At 46.5% G+C, this 18,401-nt stretch carries 16 protein-coding genes; 5 read left to right on the top strand and 11 right to left on the bottom strand.

Going from position 1 to position 18,401, the window contains the following annotated elements; genetic code table 11:
* Positions 1-3: 3 nt before the first annotated feature.
* From SSED_RS02045 to leuA, 6 genes are all read right to left on the bottom strand, one after another.
* A complete protein-coding gene (locus SSED_RS02045; RefSeq protein WP_012140748.1) occupies positions 4-501 on the bottom strand; it encodes a nuclear transport factor 2 family protein in 498 nt (165 codons plus the stop codon).
* Between the two features lie 241 nt (positions 502-742).
* Positions 743-2,056: an outer membrane protein transport protein gene (locus SSED_RS02040; protein ID WP_041421493.1), complete on the bottom strand. Its 1,314-nt coding sequence runs from the start codon at positions 2,054-2,056 to the stop codon at positions 743-745.
* Between the two features lie 513 nt (positions 2,057-2,569).
* Positions 2,570-3,175, bottom strand: coding sequence for a 3-isopropylmalate dehydratase small subunit (gene leuD / locus SSED_RS02035; protein WP_012140746.1), 606 nt, complete (start codon positions 3,173-3,175; stop codon positions 2,570-2,572).
* Between the two features lie 13 nt (positions 3,176-3,188).
* Positions 3,189-4,589 carry a 3-isopropylmalate dehydratase large subunit gene (leuC, locus tag SSED_RS02030; protein WP_012140745.1) on the bottom strand — a complete coding sequence of 467 codons (1,401 nt, stop codon included), beginning with the start codon at positions 4,587-4,589 and terminating at the stop codon, positions 3,189-3,191.
* Positions 4,590-4,593: 4 nt separating this feature from the next.
* Positions 4,594-5,688, bottom strand: coding sequence for a 3-isopropylmalate dehydrogenase (gene leuB / locus SSED_RS02025; RefSeq protein WP_012140744.1), 1,095 nt, complete (start codon positions 5,686-5,688; stop codon positions 4,594-4,596).
* A 56-nt stretch (positions 5,689-5,744) separates the two neighbouring features.
* Positions 5,745-7,316 (bottom strand): 2-isopropylmalate synthase, encoded by a 1,572-nt coding sequence (gene leuA / locus SSED_RS02020; RefSeq protein ID WP_012140743.1) that lies wholly within the window; start codon positions 7,314-7,316, stop codon positions 5,745-5,747.
* A 515-nt stretch (positions 7,317-7,831) separates the two neighbouring features.
* On the opposite strand from leuA, the gene SSED_RS02015 reads away from it, so the two are divergent.
* The gene (locus SSED_RS02015; RefSeq protein WP_012140742.1) at positions 7,832-9,583 is read left to right on the top strand and encodes a tetratricopeptide repeat protein; all 1,752 of its coding nucleotides are present in this window, start codon (positions 7,832-7,834) and stop codon (positions 9,581-9,583) included.
* Between the two features lie 5 nt (positions 9,584-9,588).
* On the opposite strand, the gene recQ is transcribed toward SSED_RS02015, so the two are convergent.
* On the bottom strand, positions 9,589-11,412 hold the full coding sequence (gene recQ, locus SSED_RS02010) for a DNA helicase RecQ (protein ID WP_012140741.1): 1,824 nt from the start codon (positions 11,410-11,412) through the stop codon (positions 9,589-9,591).
* Between the two features lie 299 nt (positions 11,413-11,711).
* On the opposite strand from recQ, the gene SSED_RS02005 reads away from it, so the two are divergent.
* The gene (locus SSED_RS02005) at positions 11,712-12,176 is read left to right on the top strand and encodes a thioesterase family protein (RefSeq protein WP_012140740.1); all 465 of its coding nucleotides are present in this window, start codon (positions 11,712-11,714) and stop codon (positions 12,174-12,176) included.
* A 245-nt stretch (positions 12,177-12,421) separates the two neighbouring features.
* Positions 12,422-13,318, top strand: coding sequence for an EamA family transporter RarD (gene rarD / locus SSED_RS02000; protein ID WP_012140739.1), 897 nt, complete (start codon positions 12,422-12,424; stop codon positions 13,316-13,318).
* A 370-nt stretch (positions 13,319-13,688) separates the two neighbouring features.
* Here the strand turns inward: rarD and argA are convergent, their stop codons facing one another.
* The 4 genes from argA to radC form a co-directional block, all read right to left on the bottom strand.
* The gene (argA, locus tag SSED_RS01995; RefSeq protein WP_012140738.1) at positions 13,689-15,008 is read right to left on the bottom strand and encodes an amino-acid N-acetyltransferase; all 1,320 of its coding nucleotides are present in this window, start codon (positions 15,006-15,008) and stop codon (positions 13,689-13,691) included.
* A 288-nt stretch (positions 15,009-15,296) separates the two neighbouring features.
* A complete protein-coding gene (gene rpmG / locus SSED_RS01990) occupies positions 15,297-15,470 on the bottom strand; it encodes a 50S ribosomal protein L33 (RefSeq protein WP_011494790.1) in 174 nt (57 codons plus the stop codon).
* A 6-nt stretch (positions 15,471-15,476) separates the two neighbouring features.
* Positions 15,477-15,713 (bottom strand): 50S ribosomal protein L28, encoded by a 237-nt coding sequence (gene rpmB / locus SSED_RS01985; protein WP_012140737.1) that lies wholly within the window; start codon positions 15,711-15,713, stop codon positions 15,477-15,479.
* Between the two features lie 127 nt (positions 15,714-15,840).
* The gene (gene radC, locus SSED_RS01980; protein ID WP_012140736.1) at positions 15,841-16,518 is read right to left on the bottom strand and encodes a RadC family protein; all 678 of its coding nucleotides are present in this window, start codon (positions 16,516-16,518) and stop codon (positions 15,841-15,843) included.
* A gap of 144 nt (positions 16,519-16,662) precedes the next feature.
* On the opposite strand from radC, the gene coaBC reads away from it, so the two are divergent.
* The gene (coaBC, locus tag SSED_RS01975) at positions 16,663-17,865 is read left to right on the top strand and encodes a bifunctional phosphopantothenoylcysteine decarboxylase/phosphopantothenate--cysteine ligase CoaBC (RefSeq protein WP_012140735.1); all 1,203 of its coding nucleotides are present in this window, start codon (positions 16,663-16,665) and stop codon (positions 17,863-17,865) included.
* Complete coding sequence (gene dut / locus SSED_RS01970) at positions 17,862-18,320, top strand: dUTP diphosphatase (RefSeq protein WP_012140734.1); 459 nt, start codon at positions 17,862-17,864, stop codon at positions 18,318-18,320. Before coaBC ends, dut begins: the two co-directional genes overlap by 4 nt.
* The last annotated feature ends 81 nt before the right edge of the window (positions 18,321-18,401 follow it).

Here is an 18,401-nt window from a genome sequence, read left to right as displayed (position 1 = left end):
TGATTATTGTTGAGTCTCTTGTAAAACACCGATCTCGGGCTCTACAACATCTTGTTCAATCATCTCCTGTGGAGGCTGTTCATCACAAGCATGGGCAGGGAAATACCAAAATTCGGCTAACTTTCCGGCTTTAACCCTAAATGTACCGATACTGCACTGGCTAAGGTGCTCACCGTCGTTATCCCAGGTCACTCTTTCAACCGTACTAACATAACTACCTGAATCAATGATCTGGAGAATGGTGGCATTGGCATCTTTAAGTGTCTCAAAATAGTCAGTCATCGCCGCACCAAACTCGGTTCGGTCTGATGTTTCCACCTCCACTTTGGTTCCAGTGATATGCATCCAACGTACAGTCTCACTCGTATGCTGCACCATTAATTCAACGTCATGCTTGTTGTAAGCCTGGATGAAACTTTCGACCACTTCAGTAGGTGTGGGAGCTGCTTGTGAGGTAAAGGATAGGAAAGTTAAACTGGCGGCGAGTAGATAAGACCTCATTGTACACCTCATATTTCGTTACTGTATGTCGAACCAATGAAATCAGACACACGTATTGCACTTTAAAGCGTAGATAAAGCTCTAAAGTGCTTAGCTAATAGGGTAATCCATTAGATGAATATAATCTTATGAAGTTCATTTTGCTAACAAAATATTTACTTAGCTGATATAGAAGGTACTTTAAAGGTGTAAAAAAGGGGCCAGAGCAAAGCTCTGACCCCTTTATTCAATAAGTTCTATATTAGAAGCGGTAGCTTGCCTGTACGCCCACCAGCATAATATTGCCACTAGTAGTACCACTGAATGTGCCGCCAAATAGTGCAGAAGAACGATCAGACTCAATCCCAGGGCGAGGCTCAACCACAGGTGACTCATCGGCAAAGATGTATGTCACACCGAAGTCCAGGTCGAGATTATCGCTATAGTGATAACCATAACCGGCACTCAGCCACAGACGATCCATCTCTGGAATAGTCAGGGTACGGTTGGCGTCAGAGACCGCAGATCTATCATAAGCCACACCCGCGCGTAGGGTCGATTTTTGGCTCAAATCATAAGTGGTACCTAAAGCGAAGCGATAGCTGTCTTTCCAGTTTTCCTGCTTCACTAGCTGAGTAGGCTCAGATAGGGCAGGAATAACGGCTTCCAACTTTTCAAATGAGCTCCAATCGGTCCAGTTGATGCTGGCATGAATAGCCAACTTCTCAGTCAGCTGATGGAAAGAAGCAAGCTCTGCGGTCGCTGGCAGAGATAACTCCATGGCGCCATCCATCTTCAATGTTGGATCCATTGGGTTGAAGGCTAAACCGTTGGCCTCACCTTCCAGATTTTGATCGACGGCAGAGCGGTAGTTCACCCCAATACGGTTACTATCGTTAATCTGCCAGGCGGCACCTAATTGCCAGCCCCAAGACGTATCATCGCCTTCCATGTATTTCAGCGTGGTCCCTTTAGGTACCGGCAGGTTTCCCATAGGCGTCGGTAAAACAGAATCGGCCGAACTCTTTGCCCCTATGCTACCTTCACCAATAACGAAACGAACACCTGCACCGACACTGAACTGCTCATTGATGCGATATGCGATATTTGGATTGATCTCTATGGTAGTAACAGAAGCTTCATTACCAAACTGAGTACCACGGAAGCTGTCATCCAACTCAGTCGCCATACCAAAGTTACTGCCCAAGGCCAGACCTAAAAACCACTGTTCATTGAGCTGATGAGTCACATAGAAATTTGGTACAACGGCATCATCAGCAATATCGTTTGCAGAGGTTGGATTTGTACCATCAACAAAGGTCACTTCACCGTTGATATCGATATTTGGCATAACCAAAATAGCGCCACCAGCAACTTGCGTACCTGACAGGTAAGTCATCATGGCTGGATTGCGAAATTGCGCCGCGGCATTATCAGCCATGGCAGCTTCACCGGCGAATGCACGGCCAAGCCCGGTTGCTGAGTATTCTGCTAACTGAAACCCGGCAGCCTGAACTTGTGTAACCGATCCAACAATCGCCGCAGCCACGGCCATAGATAAAATGCGCTTGTTCATTGTCTCTCTCATTTTCAAAGTCATTATTGAATTTATTGATCTTGGCGTTATTTAGAGCAATAGCTCAAAACCATTGTGAGCGGGAGTGTACCCACGCAGCATATCTTTGCAAGCACAGAAGACAGAACAGTATAAAGCACTAAAAACTCGGTAACAGGAACGCATACGCAGCACAAATGACTTTTAAAACGTTTTTTACTTTTACACTGATGAAGTCAGTGTCGCCATAAATTATTGAAACAAACTCACACTCACAACAAATCATATATATATCAACAACTAAGAAATAAAAACAATAGAGACAAGTGTTCGCCAAAATAGGATTTAAACCACAGGACAAATAACTAGCCGGGGGCCCAGCTGTTACACAAAATCAACATCAATAGTATTGCACCATTATTTTTCAATGACTTAAAATCACGTGCCTGCTCATTAAAACAGAAGCCGAATGGACAAACATCCATTCGGCTTCTCTGTTTTACCAAGCTTGTACAAACGTACGCTTAAAACATTTTATGCTTTCCAAGTCGGCAATTGTGCCTCATAGCGGGCTATCTGATCCGCACAAGCCAAACTCAAACCGATAGCATCCAGGCCATTAAGTAGGTTATGCCTTGCCGAACCGGCTATCTCAAAGTTAAATACCGCACCCGATGGAGAGGTAACCGTGAGTTCCTCAAGGTCTACCGTGATCTCTGCGCCTTCACTGGCCTCAACTTCATCCATCAACTGCTGGACTTCAACATCGGTCAGACGAACCGGAAGCAGGCCATTATTGATCGAGTTACCATAAAAAATATCGGCAAAACTCGGTGCTATGATGGCTCGCAATCCAAAATCGGCTAATGCCCAGGGAGCATGCTCACGACTCGAACCACAACCAAAGTTCTCTTTAGAGATAAGGATAGAGGCGCCCTTGTATCTTGGCAGGTTGAGGCTGAAACCGGGGTTTGGCTCATCGCCTGCCTCATCGAGATAACGCCAATCATGAAACAGGTGAACCCCAAAGCCATCCCGGGTCACCTTAGATAAAAACTGCTTAGGAATAATTTGATCGGTATCGACGTTAGCACTATCGATCATCACTGCAAGTCCAGTGTGTGAAGTAAATGGATTCATGACTCTGATGCTCCTAGTATGCTTTACGAATATCGACAAAATGACCGGCTACTGCCGCAGCTGCAGCCATAGCGGGGCTCACGAGATGAGTACGACTGCCTCGTCCCTGGCGCCCTTCGAAATTACGATTACTGGTAGAGGCGCAGCGATCACCGGCTTCTAATCTGTCATCATTCATAGCTAAGCACATAGAACAACCCGGCAGACGCCATTCAAACCCTGCCTCGAGGAAGATCTTATCTAACCCTTCAGCTTCTGCCTGCTCCTTCACTAAACCAGATCCAGGCACAACTATCGCGGTGACACCCGCGGCCACTTTACGGCCTTTGGCATGTAGCGCCGCATCACGCAGATCTTCGATACGAGAGTTAGTACATGAGCCGATAAAGACCTTATTAATGCTCACATCAGTCATACAAGTTCCTGCACTAAGCGCCACATATTCCAGCGCCTTCTCTATGCTGGCCTTAACCGTGGCATTAGACTCATCTTCAGGGTTTGGTACCAAACCGTCGATAGCGACGACTTGACCCGGATTCGTTCCCCAGGTGAGCTGAGGAGCGATATCTGATGCTTCAAGCACAACGCTTGCATCGAATATGGCATCTTCATCTGTTTTAAGCTCGGCCCATGCGGCTATAGCTTGCTCCCATGACTCTCCCTTAGGCGCAAATTCACGACCCTTAAGGTACTCGGCAGTGATCCCATCCGGAGCGACCATGCCCGCTTTGGCACCCATTTCGATAGCCATATTACACACCGTCATGCGACCTTCCATAGAAAGTGCTTCAATCGCCTCACCACAGAATTCGACCACATAGCCCGTACCGCCATCCATGCCAATCTTACCTATAATTGCCAGCACGATATCTTTAGCAGTAATCCCAGCGGCGACGTGACCACGCACCTCGATTTTCATCGTCTTAGCTTTGTTTTGACGCAATGTCTGCGTCGCCATCACATGCTCGACTTCTGAGGTGCCGATACCGAACGCCAAGGCACCAAATGCGCCATGGGTTGCGGTGTGAGAATCACCACACACGATAACCGTGCCGGGCAGGGTGATCCCAAGCTCAGGACCCATCACATGGACGATACCTTGGTTTTTATGATGAATGTCATACAGGCGAACACCAAACTCTTTGCAGTTATCCTGCAGGGTTTCAACCTGGATACGGGCCATGGGGCTCAATGCATCGAGGCTTGCGCTCTTAGTCGACGTGTTGTGATCCATGGTGGCGAAGGTTTTTTCCGGTGCACGCAGTTTGCGCCCCGCGACCTTCAGACCACTGAATGCCTGTGGAGACGTCACCTCATGAACCAGATGTCTGTCCACATAGATTAACGGCGCCTGACCTTCGTTTTCAACCACCACATGGCTGTCCCATACTTTTTCATATAATGTCTTTGCCATGAGATTAGATTCCTTCCTTTACCAGCTTAGTTATGTAATCACCCATCTCAGAGGTTGATTTAGCATTGGCCCGCTGCGATGCAGGCAGTAGCTCTCCGGTTAGGTAACCATCACTAAGGGCTTTACCTACGGCCGCTTCAATCGCCACCGCCGCACTCTCCAGCTTCAGGCTATGACGAAGCAGTAATGCGGCAGATAGGATCTGAGCAACGGGGTTTGCAATGCCTTGCCCGGCGATATCGGGAGCGCTGCCGCCGGCAGGTTCATACAAACCAAAACCTTTACTGTTCATACTCACAGATGAAAGTAGCCCCATAGAGCCCGTTAACATGGCGATCTCATCTGAGATAATGTCACCAAACAGGTTAGAGCAAAGCATGACATCGAATTCATCAGGGCGGCGAAGCAGTTGCATGGTGGCGTTATCGATATAGATATGTTCAAGTTCGACATCGGGATAGTCTTTAGCGACCTCTTCGACCACTTCTCGCCACAACACCGAACATGCCAGCACATTGGCTTTATCGACAGAAGTCACCTTCTTACGACGACCCTGCGCCGCTTCGAAGGCTATCTTGGCGATACGTCTAATCTCTTTGCGGCTATAGCGCATGGTATCGAATGCTTCTTCCTCTTCTCCCTCACCCTGACGCCCTTTGGGCTTACCAAAGTAGATACCGCCGGTTAGTTCGCGAACGCAAAGCACGTCGAAACCTTTGCCTGAGATATCGCTGCGTAGCGGCGACATATGCTCTAAACCTGCATGTAGTTTTGCCGGGCGCATATTACAGAACAACTCAAAATGACCGCGAAGAGGAAGTAATGCACCACGCTCAGGTTGATCATTGGGTGGCAAGTGCTCCCATTTAGGACCTCCGACCGAACCAAATAAAATGGCGTCGGCCGCTTCACAGCCTTTTAGAGTGACTTCCGGTAATGGACAACCATGATTATCGATAGCTGCGCCACCGATATCATATTCACTGTATTCAATAGCGAGCTCGAACCGCTCCTCTACAGCACTCAGCACTTTACGCGCCTCGGCCATCACTTCAGATCCAATTCCATCTCCGGCTAATACCGCTATTTGATAACTCATACGACACCTAACTCCTGCTCTTCAATTATAATTTTATCTATTCTGGCACGTAGGGGTTAAACACCACCCAGCTCACTACGGTCTTTTTGTATTTTTTCTTTACAGTCAGCTACTTTATCGGCTCTGGAAGTCAAGTTCATCACATGTACCAGTGCTTGAACCGAAGCTTCAACCACGTCAGTCGCAAGCCCGACGCCATGGAAGCTCTGCTCATTGTAGTTGGCTTCAATATCTACCTGTCCCAGTGCATTTTGCCCTTCGCCTTTCGCACTCAACTTATAACTGGTGATATTCACCTCGCACTGACTCGCTCTGGCGATCGCGTTATAAGCCGCATCGACGGGACCATTTCCGGTCGCAGCCTCAGTGACCGTTTTACCGTCGATCTCTAATTTCACGGTTGCGGTTGCATTACCTTCGGTTGAGTCTGAGTGAACGACCAATTGTGCAAGTTTATAATCGGCCTCCTCATCGACCTGTGCTTCCATGAAGGCCAGCGCTTCAAGATCATAGTCAAACACTTGTCCTTTCTTATCGGCTAGCTGCAGGAAGGCCTCATACAAGGTATCCATATCGTAATCTTTATTACCGTAACCCATCTCTTCCATACGGTGCTTAATTACGTGACGACCCGAACGCGAAGTCATATTCAAATTATTACGATGCAAGCCTATGCTTTCAGGCGTCATAATTTCATAGGTATTTTGTGACTTCAGCATACCATCCTGATGAATACCCGATGAGTGGGTGAATGCATTAGCGCCTACGATCGCCTTATTAGCCTGAACAGGCATGTTGCAAAGTTGGCTGACCAAGTTAGAGGTGCGGTGTATCTCTTTGGCATTAATCCCGGTCTCAAGACCCAGTGAATCTTTACGCGTCGATAAGATCATCGCGATCTCTTCCAGTGAACAGTTACCCGCTCTCTCGCCGATACCGTTAACGGTACACTCAATCTGTCTGGCACCTTGCTGCACAGCCGTGATCGAGTTGGCGACAGAAAGGCCCAAATCATCATGACAATGAACGGAGATGATCGCCTGATCTATATTCGGGACTCGGTTAAACAAGGTTTCGATGATACCGCCAAACTCGCTGGGTATCGTATAACCTACGGTGTCAGGAATATTGATGGTACGAGCACCCGCCTTGATGGCTTCTTCAACCATGCGACACAGGTTGTCGATAGGCGTTCTACCCGCATCCTCACAGGAAAATTCAACATCATCGGTGAATCGACGGGCATATTTAACCGCACCCACTGCCATCTCAAGCACTTGATCGAATGAGCGCTTCAATTTGCTCTCTACGTGAATAGTTGATGTAGAGATAAAGGTGTGAATTCTGAATTGGTCTGCAACGGATAATGACTGCGCCGCAGCATCGATATCTTTTTCAAGCGCTCTGGCGAGAGCACACACCCGGCTATTCTTAACGGTATTTGCAATCGTCTGCACCGAGTTAAAGTCACCAGGTGACGAAACCGGAAAGCCCACCTCCATAACATCGACGCCAAGACGCTCCAGTGAGAGTGCTATCTGTAGCTTTTCCTTAACCGTTAAACTCGCCGCTAAAGCCTGCTCGCCATCTCGTAGGGTTGTATCAAAAATAATCACTCGGTTAGACATCTGTTTTCTCCGTGGATACTTATATTGTTGGCGCTTATCAAAAATCGTTGGGATATAAAACAAAAAACCCCGCGGTTGTTAGCGCGGGGTTTGTGAATGCTGGTACTTCTATCGAGCGTGCAACACTACATCCTCCGCGCAGAATCTGCGAGAATGAGAATGAGGAGGTTGAGTAATGCACTTTTAATTTTCATTTTTTATCAAATAAGCATAACTATGTATGCGTTCATTTATCGTTCGAGTGCTTAATTTTTAACGTGTGAGCCTTCCGGTGTCAACCCCATTCTTTTCAATAACGACAGATTAGACCAGACGAGTCGATTTTTAATATCACCAAAACCTCTGCATACCATAGCTTTCACTAGACTTTAACCATTTAACATCCTTGAACCACCATTTTTGTAATCAAGCATCTATCAATCACCCTCAGCTGAATTTTTATGCAACATCTTATTTAAATTCGGTATAATGCAATACTTCATGGATATCTGAAAAATAAACCGGAGCTGGCAAAAATGGATTTTCGTATCGTCGTGCTAAGCCTGACATTCTGGCTCGCGCCAGTGTGGGCGAGTACATCTGTACCACTCGATACGATCGACACTCTCATCTATCAATATCCAAGTGCAGCGTTAATTGAGATAAACGATCTCGAAGCCATCTCCTCTCCGGTAAAACTCTCTGAAACAGAAAAGCTCAGACTTGCCCTATTCAGGTGTGAAACCTTTTTACAGCTAGGTGAGAACGAAGCGGCGATTAACCTAGCCAGGATCAGCGAAGCCAAAGCCAAAATCCTCAAGCTTGAGCAGGCGCGCCCCTATTTTCTGAACTGTATGGCGGGTGCATTTACCAATTACGGTGATTTCAGGCAGGCACTGCCCATACTCGACTCATCTATTTTGTTGTCCAGAGAGCTCAAACAGCCACAATCTTTAGTCAATGGCCTGAGGTTGAGAGGCATCATAGATACACAAGTTGATAGCTATAGCAGCGCATTCGAAGATCTAAGTTTAGCTATCGATATTTACCCTGATGCACAGAATCAAGAACAGGGTTGGACTCTACCTCCTCTCATCTATATTCAGATACCACTCAGTAAGCTACTGGCAAAGAAGACGAAGATCAGACAAGCTTTTGAGATTATTGAACGCGCCGCAGACTCAAAGGAGTTTCAAGGCAAGGTGCGGGTTGTACTTACAACCCACATGGCTAAGATGGCACAGTTGAATCAATATTCTTCAAGTGACAACTTAATTCAGCAAGCCAAAACTCTACTTCCCGAATTAGGCACTGCGTTTGAACTGGCAATCAGTTACACAGAGATGGCTCAACTCGAATATAAGAGAAAAAATTTCATCCGTGCGATTCAACTACTCGAGATCAGCCTGAATACCTTTAAAAAACAGAAAAAGACCATTGAGGAATTAAGAGCACAGCGCTTATTAGGGGAAGTGTTGCTGGCAAGCGGTAACACAGACAAAGCACTAAAGTTAATCAACAAATCAATAAGTGCAGGATTGCGAACATCTCACTACGCAGAGTTGATACTCAGCTATCAAGTATTAGGCAGCTATTATGCGAGTATTGGAGACTTTAAACAGGCTCACCTGTATCAACTAAAGCGTTTCGATGCGGCAGAAAACTCCTTTAACTTCATCAAAGATACTCGCTTGCTTCAGTTAAATGCCAGAGTCAGCAGACAACAGCAGGTCTTTAAAACTGAGTTATTACAAAGCAACTCATCGATAAACGTTGGCCAGGGGTTTAAGTCCGGCTATATCGCAATTCTACTGACACTGTTATTTGGCTTTATTTTAGGTGTCATAACCATCAGGTATAAGAAGAGAACAATCCAGGCACCACTAGCCATTGAACCACAGAGCCGTGAACATAAAATCGAACGGTTAATCAGTAACAGTAAACAGGCTGGGTATCCCCTAAGCCTCGTCGTCATTCACACTGCAGATGTTTATCAAACCAATCTTCCACTACTCATCTCCAGAATCGAGAATTTACTGCGAGATCAGGACTTGGTAATAAACAGAGAAGATGGGGAACTCTTGCTATTGCTTCCCCATACTAAGGAGGGTGGCACATTAAGGGTCATCGAGCAGATAAAGGAGATCATTACGCCTTTATTGAATGGCAATAAAACAAAAATTGGTTACGCTCGCATGCAACAACATGACAGCCTGAGCTCATTAATAAAGCGTGCCCATATACAACAACTCAGACAAACTAAAATCGATAAAGAACCGACAGGCTGATACGGTTAACTATCGGCTAAGTAGTTAGCTATTTCATCAAGGAATTCACCACCGAAGCGGCTCAATTTACGCTCACCGACACCGTTAACGGCCAGCATCTCTCCTGGACTCGTCGGCATCATGGCTGCCATTTCAGCTAAAGAGGCATCGTTAAAAACCAGGTAAGGTGGTACATCCAACTCCTCGGCTAATTGACGCCTTAACTGTTTAAGTCGGGCAAATAATTTACGATCATAATTCAGTGGCGCGCGCGTACTGCTCCCTCTTCGTTTGGTCGTTTGCAATACGATCCTCGGTTCTGCGAGTAACAACTCAACTTCACCTTTCAATACTGAGCGGGCAGAAGGGTTCAACTTCACCGAAGAGCCACGGGTAATATCCTGACTAGCAAAGCCCAAGTGAATTATTTGGCGAATAATACTGAGCCAATACTCATGACTCTTATCTTTACCTATGCCCCAGGTCGACAGCTTATCATGGCCACGTTCGAGTACAGTTGCCGCTTTAGAGCCTCTCAACACCTCGATAAGGTGGTTAACTCCAAAGCGTTGATCCAATCGATAGATACATGAGAGCACCTTCTGTGCATCTTGCATCCCGTTATAGCGCTTCGGGGGATCTAAACAGATATCACAGTTACCACAGGGCTCAAGCGCACTTTCATCGAAATAATGCAGCAGGACCTGACGACGGCACGTTTGCGCTTCGGCGAACGCAGCCATGGTATTCAGTTTATGGAACTCGACCTGTTGTTGTGGCCCGGGCTCAGACTGTTCTATCAAGTGACGCACGCGACCGATATCGGCGGGGTCGAATAGCATCAGCGCTTCGGAATCTAAACCGTCACGTCCGGCTCTGCCGGTCTCCTGATAATAGGCTTCAACGCTCTTGGGAATATCGTAATGAACGACATAACGCACATTCGATTTATTAATCCCCATCCCAAATGCCACGGTAGCGACCACAATATCGAGCTGATCTTTAAGAAAGCGATCTTGAACATCGGCTCGCTCTTCCTGAGTCTTCCCTGCGTGATAGGCTTCAGCGTTGTGCCCTTGTAGTCTCAGTCGTTCTGCCACCTCATCAACCCGGCGACGACTGCTACAGTAGATTATCCCGCTGGTCCCTTTTTGATCGGTAACAAACTGGCGCAACTGATTCGCTGCATTGAGCTTCTCCGCCACGGTATAGCGAATATTAGGACGATCGAAACTGGTAAGCAGCGAAAATGGGCTGATAGTTAAACGGTCACAAATATCTTTTCTGGTTGCCTGATCTGCGGTCGCCGTCAGTGCCATGATAGGCACATGAGGAAAAACTTCTCTCAGCTTACCCAATGCGGCGTATTCGGGTCTGAAATCATGCCCCCATTGAGAGATACAGTGAGCTTCATCGATAGCAAACAACGAAATATGCAACTCATGAAGCCTGTCGATAAAGTGCCCCTGTAAGAGACGCTCTGGCGACACATACAAGAGCTTTATTTCGCCCTTGTGCATCTGTTGCAAGATTCTGGCACTCTCTTCTCTGGGAAGAGATGAATTAAGATAAGCTGCCGAAACCCCCATCTGGGTCAGACTATCGACCTGATCTTTCATCAATGAGATAAGCGGTGACACGACAATTGTCAACCCAGGCAATTGCAGGGCAGGAAGCTGATAGCAGAGGCTCTTTCCGCCGCCCGTTGGCATAATGACTAAACAGTCATAACCCGAACAGCTTTGCTCTATCACCTCTCTTTGGCCCTCTCTGAATGTCCGGTAGCCGAAAACAGATTGCAGACTAGAAGAGAGCGGATCTAATTGAGGTTCGTCTATCGCTTGTTCCATTGGCCATCAGAGTCAGAAATTGGGGGGCCTATTCTAATACCAATCAGATAAAAATGCTTGTCAAATAACGGTTGGCCAGAACTTTCATGGCCAGTCGATACAGCACAACCTCATCGATGCTCAAGCCGATTTAACAGCATAATTAACTAGCGACAACGATAAAACCAGCCGATAGCTTAAGTTAATGTCCAATAAATTCAGTGCTATCTTGTCCTTTATCGAGATTTAAATTTGCATTGCAGCATACATAAGCGATAGATTAATTGCTCTAATAATAAACAGGTCTAAGAGGGAGCTTTATGACTAACCCGATTCAAGAGCAGACACTTCGTCGAGTCGCCGAGGTATTCGATAAACAGGTTCCCTTCCATAATTTATTGGGGCTCGATATCAAACGCTATGATCTCGATGGTGTCGAGGTCGTTATCAACATGAAGCCTGAGCTCATCGGTAATATTCATCAGCAGATACTTCATGGCGGAGTCACGGCTACGGTACTCGATGTTGTTGGTGGTCTCACGGTTTTTGCGGGTTTGGTTGCCAGCCGGGAAGACTGGAGCATTGAGGATCTACAAAGTCGATTGCAAACATTAGGCACCATAGACCTGCGTGTCGATTACCTAAGGCCGGGGAGAGGGATGCAATTTACCGGCACTGGAACTGTGATACGTGCAGGCAACCGAGTTTCTGTTTGTCGCATGGAGCTTCACAATGAGCAAGGCTCTCATATTGCTTTCGGAACAGGGACATACATGGTGGGTTAATGTCGATGTAAGCTTGCCCAGTTGATCAGGCTGAGCCTCTTATCAGATCCGGCAAGCCCTAAAGCGGGCCTCCTCTCCTTTTACAGGAGCTAATAGTGATTCCAAAGTGTCAGCTTTCGTTTCCTTGTGTCACTTTTACTAAACATGAACTAGATGCACTTTTTCTGACATATAGTGCCGATGAAGTTGAGCCCGCTACCCATGAGGCATACAATAGAGCTCTCTCTTCTTTTGTAGTTATATTCATGCTTGACTCTGAACACCGCAAAGGCATTGCATTCGCGCTTTGTGCCTATACTTTGTGGGGCTTTGCTGCCCTCTATTTTAAATTACTCGATCACGTTTCAGCGACTGAAATTTTGATCCATCGTGTGATCTGGTCATTTGTTTTTGTGACCATGCTCATGTTCATTTTTGGTGGGTTCTCCAGGCTGAGACAAGTATTGAAACGCCCTAAACAGCTGGCGGTACTCACACTGACATCCGTCCTGATCGCAGGAAATTGGCTGCTATTTATCTGGGCAGTGAATAATGACCACATGCTGGATGCCAGTCTGGGATATTTCATCAACCCTCTGGTTAATGTCATGCTAGGTATGGTTTTTCTTAGCGAACGGCTAAGGAAGCTACAATGGTGTGCCGTAGCCTTAGCCGGGGCCGGTGTGCTGGTTCAGTTGATCTCGTTCGGCTCGATTCCCCTGGTCTCACTGGGCCTGGCTTTCTCTTTCGGTTTATACGGGTTACTGCGAAAGAAGGTCAATGTCGATGCCAAGACAGGACTATTAGTCGAAACCGCGATTCTCTTTCCTATCGCTATGATCTATCTGTTCGCCAATATGGGGGACGCACTCACTAATCTGATGACCAATACCCTATCTAACAACCTACTCTTGATGGCAGCGGGTATAGTCACAACCATACCGCTACTCTGTTTCGCCGCCGCAGCGGTTAGAATTCCGCTCTCCATGCTGGGATTCTTTCAATATATCGGCCCCAGCATCATGTTTATACTCGCAGTTACGCTCTACAAAGAACCCTTTGATCTGGAGAAGGGGATCACCTTTGCTTTCATCTGGAGCGCATTGATCCTGTTTAGTATCGATATGCTCTATAAGCGTAAAAAGCCTCTGAGAGAGTCCTGAAACTTTCTCTGATGCAGTTTTAACGGCAAGATGAACTAAGGACGGAACAGTTCCAGACATAAAAAAGGAGGTGATAACACCTCCTTTTTTGTTGCCAGTTTACCTAATACCAATCGGTATAAGAAAGTGGTCAACTCAGAGTTATTTTTGGCTGCATAATTCAAGGCGAAAGAGTGAGAGAATGGTGATCCCTTTTGAACTCATTCAACACAGAAGTAGGCTGCCAAAAACACTCCTGAAAGGCGAGTTTTAGCGCTTCCGATACGGCGTTAACGAGCTTAAACGTAGAATAACTATGTTCCTCACTCGTTGCCTTGCCTCACAAGCGCTAAATTCTCGCTGAGTGACCACACCTTTATACCAATTGGTATTATAGCTCAAGAGCCAGTATTTTAGACTTTCTCTGATAATTGTATAACTGCTTCTTTTTATCCGGTAACTCATCGACCTCAACGATTTCGAAGCCATGCTCTAAAAACCAATGAATGCTTCTGGTCGTCAATGCAAAGAGTCGTGAGTAGCCCCTAACCCTCGCCTGCCCAATGATATTGTTGAGTAAAATACTTCCTCTATCCGCATCGCGATACTCAGGGTGCACGACCAGACAAGCAAATTCACCGGCATTATCCTCTTCAAACGGATAGAAGGCGGCGCAGCCTATTACTAAGCTATCACGCTCAATCAACATAAACTGTTCGATCTCCATCTCCAGTTGTTCACGTGAGCGGCGCACTAATATTCCTTTCTCCTCTAACGGACGGATCAGGTCTAAAATGCCACCAATATCACCAATGCCCGCACGGCGCAGACGTTCTGCACTCTCGGTAACGATTTGCGTACCCACACCATCTCTGGAGAACAACTCCTGAAGCAGGGAGCCATCATCGAGATAGCTGACAAAGTGACAACGGGATACGCCATTTCGACAGGCATCGATACTGGCTTTTAGAAATGCCTTTGTCCCCAAGCAGACATGAGATTCCTGATTAAGATTATTGAGGATCTGCTGGGCTTCGTTTGGCATTAACTCGGCCAACACCTCACCAAAACTATCCAGAATACCTTTCTGAGAGCTGAAGCCTATCATCTTGTCGGCCTTCAGTTTGACCGCAATTTGAGTCGCGACCTCTTCCGCAGTTAAATTAAAGCTCTCCCCCGTTACCGACGCCGCGATCGGACCAAGTAACACTATGCCATTATTGCCTAACTGAGCCTTAAGACCCTGAACATCGATTCGTCTTACTTTGCCACTGAGGCAATAATCCACGCCATCATCGACGCCTAAGGGCTGAGCAATAACGAAATTACCACTGACCACATTAATTTGAGCACCTTGCATGGGCGTATTACTCAAGCTCATGGAAAGCCTTGCTGTAATATCGAGTTGAAGGCCACCCACAACCTGCTTGATAACCTTGAAAGCATCCTCTTCGGTGATCCGCACCCCATTATAATATTCAGGGACGATGCACTTATCAGCCAGCGCTTCATCGATCTGTGGTCTGGCACCATGCACCAGAACAATCTTAATACCTAAACTATGCAGCAAGGCAATATCGTTGATAATCGAGCGAAATTGATTTTGGGCCAAGGCCTCACCGCCTAACATCACGACAAAAGTCTTACCCCGGTGAGAGTTAACGTATGAGGCAGAATGACGAAATCCATCAACGAGTTCAGTGGTACGCACGAGTAATATCTCACCTTAATTCATCAAATATGCAGTCATTTGAAGTATGACATGGTAATAAAACCATGTTATTGCATTTTAATGCAAAATTAAAGCATTTATTTTCACGGCGAGATATAGGGTAAATAACTAAAAACAGGAGAGAATGGAAATGATTAGCAGGAAAACAAGAGGAGTGTAATGTGAATTTTTATTGAGTAATAATTAAAATCATTTTTTCAGAATATAGAAAAACAGGCAAAAAAAAGCCCCTGAAACAGGGGCTTTCTAGAAGTAAGAATCAAGCAATTACTTGATTTTAGCTTCTTTGTACATAACGTGCTGACGAATAACTGGATCAAACTTCTTGATTTCCATCTTTTCAGGCATGTTACGCTTGTTCTTTTCAGTCGTGTAGAAATGACCAGTTTTAGCGCTAGAAACTAGCTTGATCTTCTCACGATTACCTTTAGATTTAGCCATGGTTTATTATACCTTCTCGCCGCGGGCACGAAGTTCAGCAACAACAACTTCAATACCTTTCTTATCGATGATACGCATACCTTTAGTAGAGATACGTAGCTTAACGAAACGCTTTTCGCCTTCTAACCAAAAACGATGGTTTTGTAGGTTAGGTAAAAAACGACGACGTGTCGAGTTTTTCGCGTGTGAGCGGTTGTTACCAACCATTGGTTTCTTGCCAGTTACTTGGCATACTCTTGACATGTCAAACTTCTCCAAAACAATATATATAACGCTCGAGCATTAATGTACCTCGAATATGGCCGTCGCCTGAGGCACACAACAGAGGGCGCATTTTATACAGGATCTAAAAATAAAGATCAAGGGATAGTTAATCTATCCATCCCCGCTCTGCAAATGAAACTATCTCGCGATCGCCTACAACCATATGATCTAGCAAGGAAACATCTATGGTTTCGAGTGCAAACTTCAATCGCTCAGTAATTCGCCTATCGGCCAGACTTGGCTCCGCAACTCCTGATGGATGGTTGTGGCAGACAATCACGGCCGCGGCCTTTTTCTCAAGCACCAGGCATACCACATCACGCGGATATACCGAGGCTGAATCTATGGTGCCACGGAATAATTCGACAAACTGAATTACTCTATGTTGGCTATCCAACAATAAAATAGCGAACACTTCATAGGCACGATCTGCTAATTGTCTCATTAAATAGTCCCGAGTTAAATCAGGATCACTCAATATTTTTCCTCTTTTTAAATTTTGTTGGGAAATTCGCTTGCTTAACTCGGCTGCCGCCTGAAGTTGAGCAAACTTTACCGGCCCCATACCTGGCATTCTGCACACCTCAATCTCAGAGGCCGTGAGAAGTTCTCTAAGCCCGCCGAATTGACCAATCAGATTCCGCGCCAGCTCAACAGCGCTTAAGCCCTGTACGCCATTTCTAAGAACGACAGCAAGCAACTCCGCATCGGATAACGGTCCAACACCTAATTTTAAAAGTTTTTCCCTTGGCCCTTCTCCATCGGGCCAATCTTTAATCCCCATCACAACCTCCCTTTGTGATTTTTTATCTGTTCTTGAGTATGGTCGAGTTTTTAAAACTTGTGTCCTCCACTTCACCAGGTTTGTGATATGTTAGGCGGCAATTCAATTTAGCGACTGATTTCACCTCTTAATGAGCCATCTCTTATGAACCAGAGTCTGACAAATAAACAAATTTTACTAGCTATAGGTGGCGGTATCGCAGCCTATAAATCTGCCGATCTGATTCGTCGCCTCAAAGAGCGTGGTGCAGACGTTCGTGTTGTCATGAGTCAAAGCGCTAAAGAATTTATTACTCCGCTGACATTACAGGCTCTCTCCGGATATCCGGTCGCATCCGATCTCCTCGACACCGCCGCCGAAGCCGCTATGGGGCATATTGAGCTGGCACGCTGGGCGGATCTGGTGCTGGTAGCCCCGGCGACAGCCAATTTAATTGCACGAATCAATGCGGGTATGGCCGATGAACTCATCACAACAACCTGCTTAGCCACCGAATCTCCAGTGGCCATCTGTCCGGCGATGAATCAGCAGATGTATCGCAATCAGGCAACACAGGACAATATCAAGAATTTATCTGAGCGAGGGCTAACCATCTGGGGCCCGGATTCGGGTAGCCAAGCCTGTGGCGAGGTAGGTCCGGGTCGTATGCAAGAGCCTCTGGAAATTGCCATGCAGGTCGAGCAATTTTTTGCGCCTAAGCTTCTTTCTGGTCGCTCACTGCTGCTTACAGCGGGTCCGACACGAGAAGCGATTGACCCCGTACGTTATATCTCGAATCACAGCTCCGGGAAAATGGGCTTTGCCTTGGCTAAGGCCGCTGCCGATATGGGAGCCAATGTCACCTTAGTCTCAGGCCCGGTTAATCTGCCCACCCCAACAGGCGTGAACAGAGTCGATGTAGAGTCGACCGATGATATGCTCAATGCCGTCATGGCCCAAGTCGATGCCCATGACATTTTTATCGGCTGTGCTGCAGTCGCTGATTATCGCGTTGCCGATATCGCCACAGACAAGATAAAGAAATCAGCGACTGAGATGCAGCTTTCATTGGTTAGAAATCCTGATATCTTAGCCAGCGTTGCGAGTCATACCCCACGACCGTTTACTGTGGGATTTGCCGCTGAAACTCAAGATGTTGCACGCTACGCCAAAGATAAACTTATCCGCAAAAAGCTCGACATGATTGCGGCAAACGATGTGTCCAGCCCTGAACTCGGTTTCAATGCGGATAGCAATGCACTAAAAGTGATTTGGGAAAAAGGAGAGCAAGATCTCCCCGCAACGGATAAACTAACCTTAGCCACTCAATTGCTCACCCTGATAGCGAAGCGAATAGATAACGCATGAAGACTCCTATAGAAGTAAAAATCCTCGACTCACGCATTGGTTCTCAATTTCCTCTACCCGCCTATGCGACACCCGGTAGTGCCGGCATGGACCTTAGGGCCATGCTCGAAACCAGTATCCAGGTGGCTCCCGGAGAAACGATTCTAATTCCAACAGGCATCTCAATTCATGTCGCAGATTCAAGCCTTGCTGCTGTGATACTCCCCCGCTCAGGCCTGGGCCATAAACACGGCATAGTGTTAGGTAACTTGGTTGGCCTTATCGATTCTGATTATCAAGGACCACTGATGGTCTCATGCTGGAACAGAGGCAGTGAGCCATTCACCTTAGAGATAGGAGACAGGTTGGCTCAACTCGTTTTTGTTCCGGTCGTTCAGGCCGAATTTAAACTCGTTGATGAATTTGATAACTCATCTCGTGGTGAAGGCGGCTTCGGTCATTCTGGCACCAAATAACCTGAAACACTGTCATCTTTGAGGCTGAGCAGATCGGCCTCAACTCTGTAAATAATAAAAAGTGAATCGTTGCCAGCATCC

It is taken from the genome of Shewanella sediminis HAW-EB3, from assembly GCF_000018025.1.
Taxonomy (GTDB): Bacteria; Pseudomonadota; Gammaproteobacteria; order Enterobacterales; family Shewanellaceae; genus Shewanella; species Shewanella sediminis.
Note: the sequence above shows the minus strand (reverse complement) of the source record. Positions and strands in the feature narration are given on the sequence as shown.

Bases quoted from the DNA above. Each gene is read 5' to 3' on its own strand.
- leuA (WP_012140743.1), bottom strand. From the start codon at position 7,316: ATGTCTAACCGAGTGATTATTTTTGATACAACCCTACGAGATGGCGAG.
- SSED_RS02040 (WP_041421493.1), bottom strand. From the start codon at position 2,056: ATGAACAAGCGCATTTTATCTATGGCCGTGGCTGCGGCGATTGTTGGA.
- recQ (WP_012140741.1), bottom strand. From the start codon at position 11,412: ATGGAACAAGCGATAGACGAACCTCAATTAGATCCGCTCTCTTCTAGT.
- leuD (WP_012140746.1), bottom strand. From the start codon at position 3,175: ATGAATCCATTTACTTCACACACTGGACTTGCAGTGATGATCGATAGT.
- SSED_RS02005 (WP_012140740.1), top strand. From the start codon at position 11,712: ATGACTAACCCGATTCAAGAGCAGACACTTCGTCGAGTCGCCGAGGTA.
- coaBC (WP_012140735.1), top strand. From the start codon at position 16,663: ATGAACCAGAGTCTGACAAATAAACAAATTTTACTAGCTATAGGTGGC.
- leuC (WP_012140745.1), bottom strand. From the start codon at position 4,589: ATGGCAAAGACATTATATGAAAAAGTATGGGACAGCCATGTGGTGGTT.
- rpmG (WP_011494790.1), bottom strand. From the start codon at position 15,470: ATGGCTAAATCTAAAGGTAATCGTGAGAAGATCAAGCTAGTTTCTAGC.
- dut (WP_012140734.1), top strand. From the start codon at position 17,862: ATGAAGACTCCTATAGAAGTAAAAATCCTCGACTCACGCATTGGTTCT.
- rpmB (WP_012140737.1), bottom strand. From the start codon at position 15,713: ATGTCAAGAGTATGCCAAGTAACTGGCAAGAAACCAATGGTTGGTAAC.
- SSED_RS02015 (WP_012140742.1), top strand. From the start codon at position 7,832: ATGGATTTTCGTATCGTCGTGCTAAGCCTGACATTCTGGCTCGCGCCA.
- radC (WP_012140736.1), bottom strand. From the start codon at position 16,518: ATGGGGATTAAAGATTGGCCCGATGGAGAAGGGCCAAGGGAAAAACTT.
- SSED_RS02045 (WP_012140748.1), bottom strand. From the start codon at position 501: ATGAGGTCTTATCTACTCGCCGCCAGTTTAACTTTCCTATCCTTTACC.
- leuB (WP_012140744.1), bottom strand. From the start codon at position 5,688: ATGAGTTATCAAATAGCGGTATTAGCCGGAGATGGAATTGGATCTGAA.
- rarD (WP_012140739.1), top strand. From the start codon at position 12,422: ATGCTTGACTCTGAACACCGCAAAGGCATTGCATTCGCGCTTTGTGCC.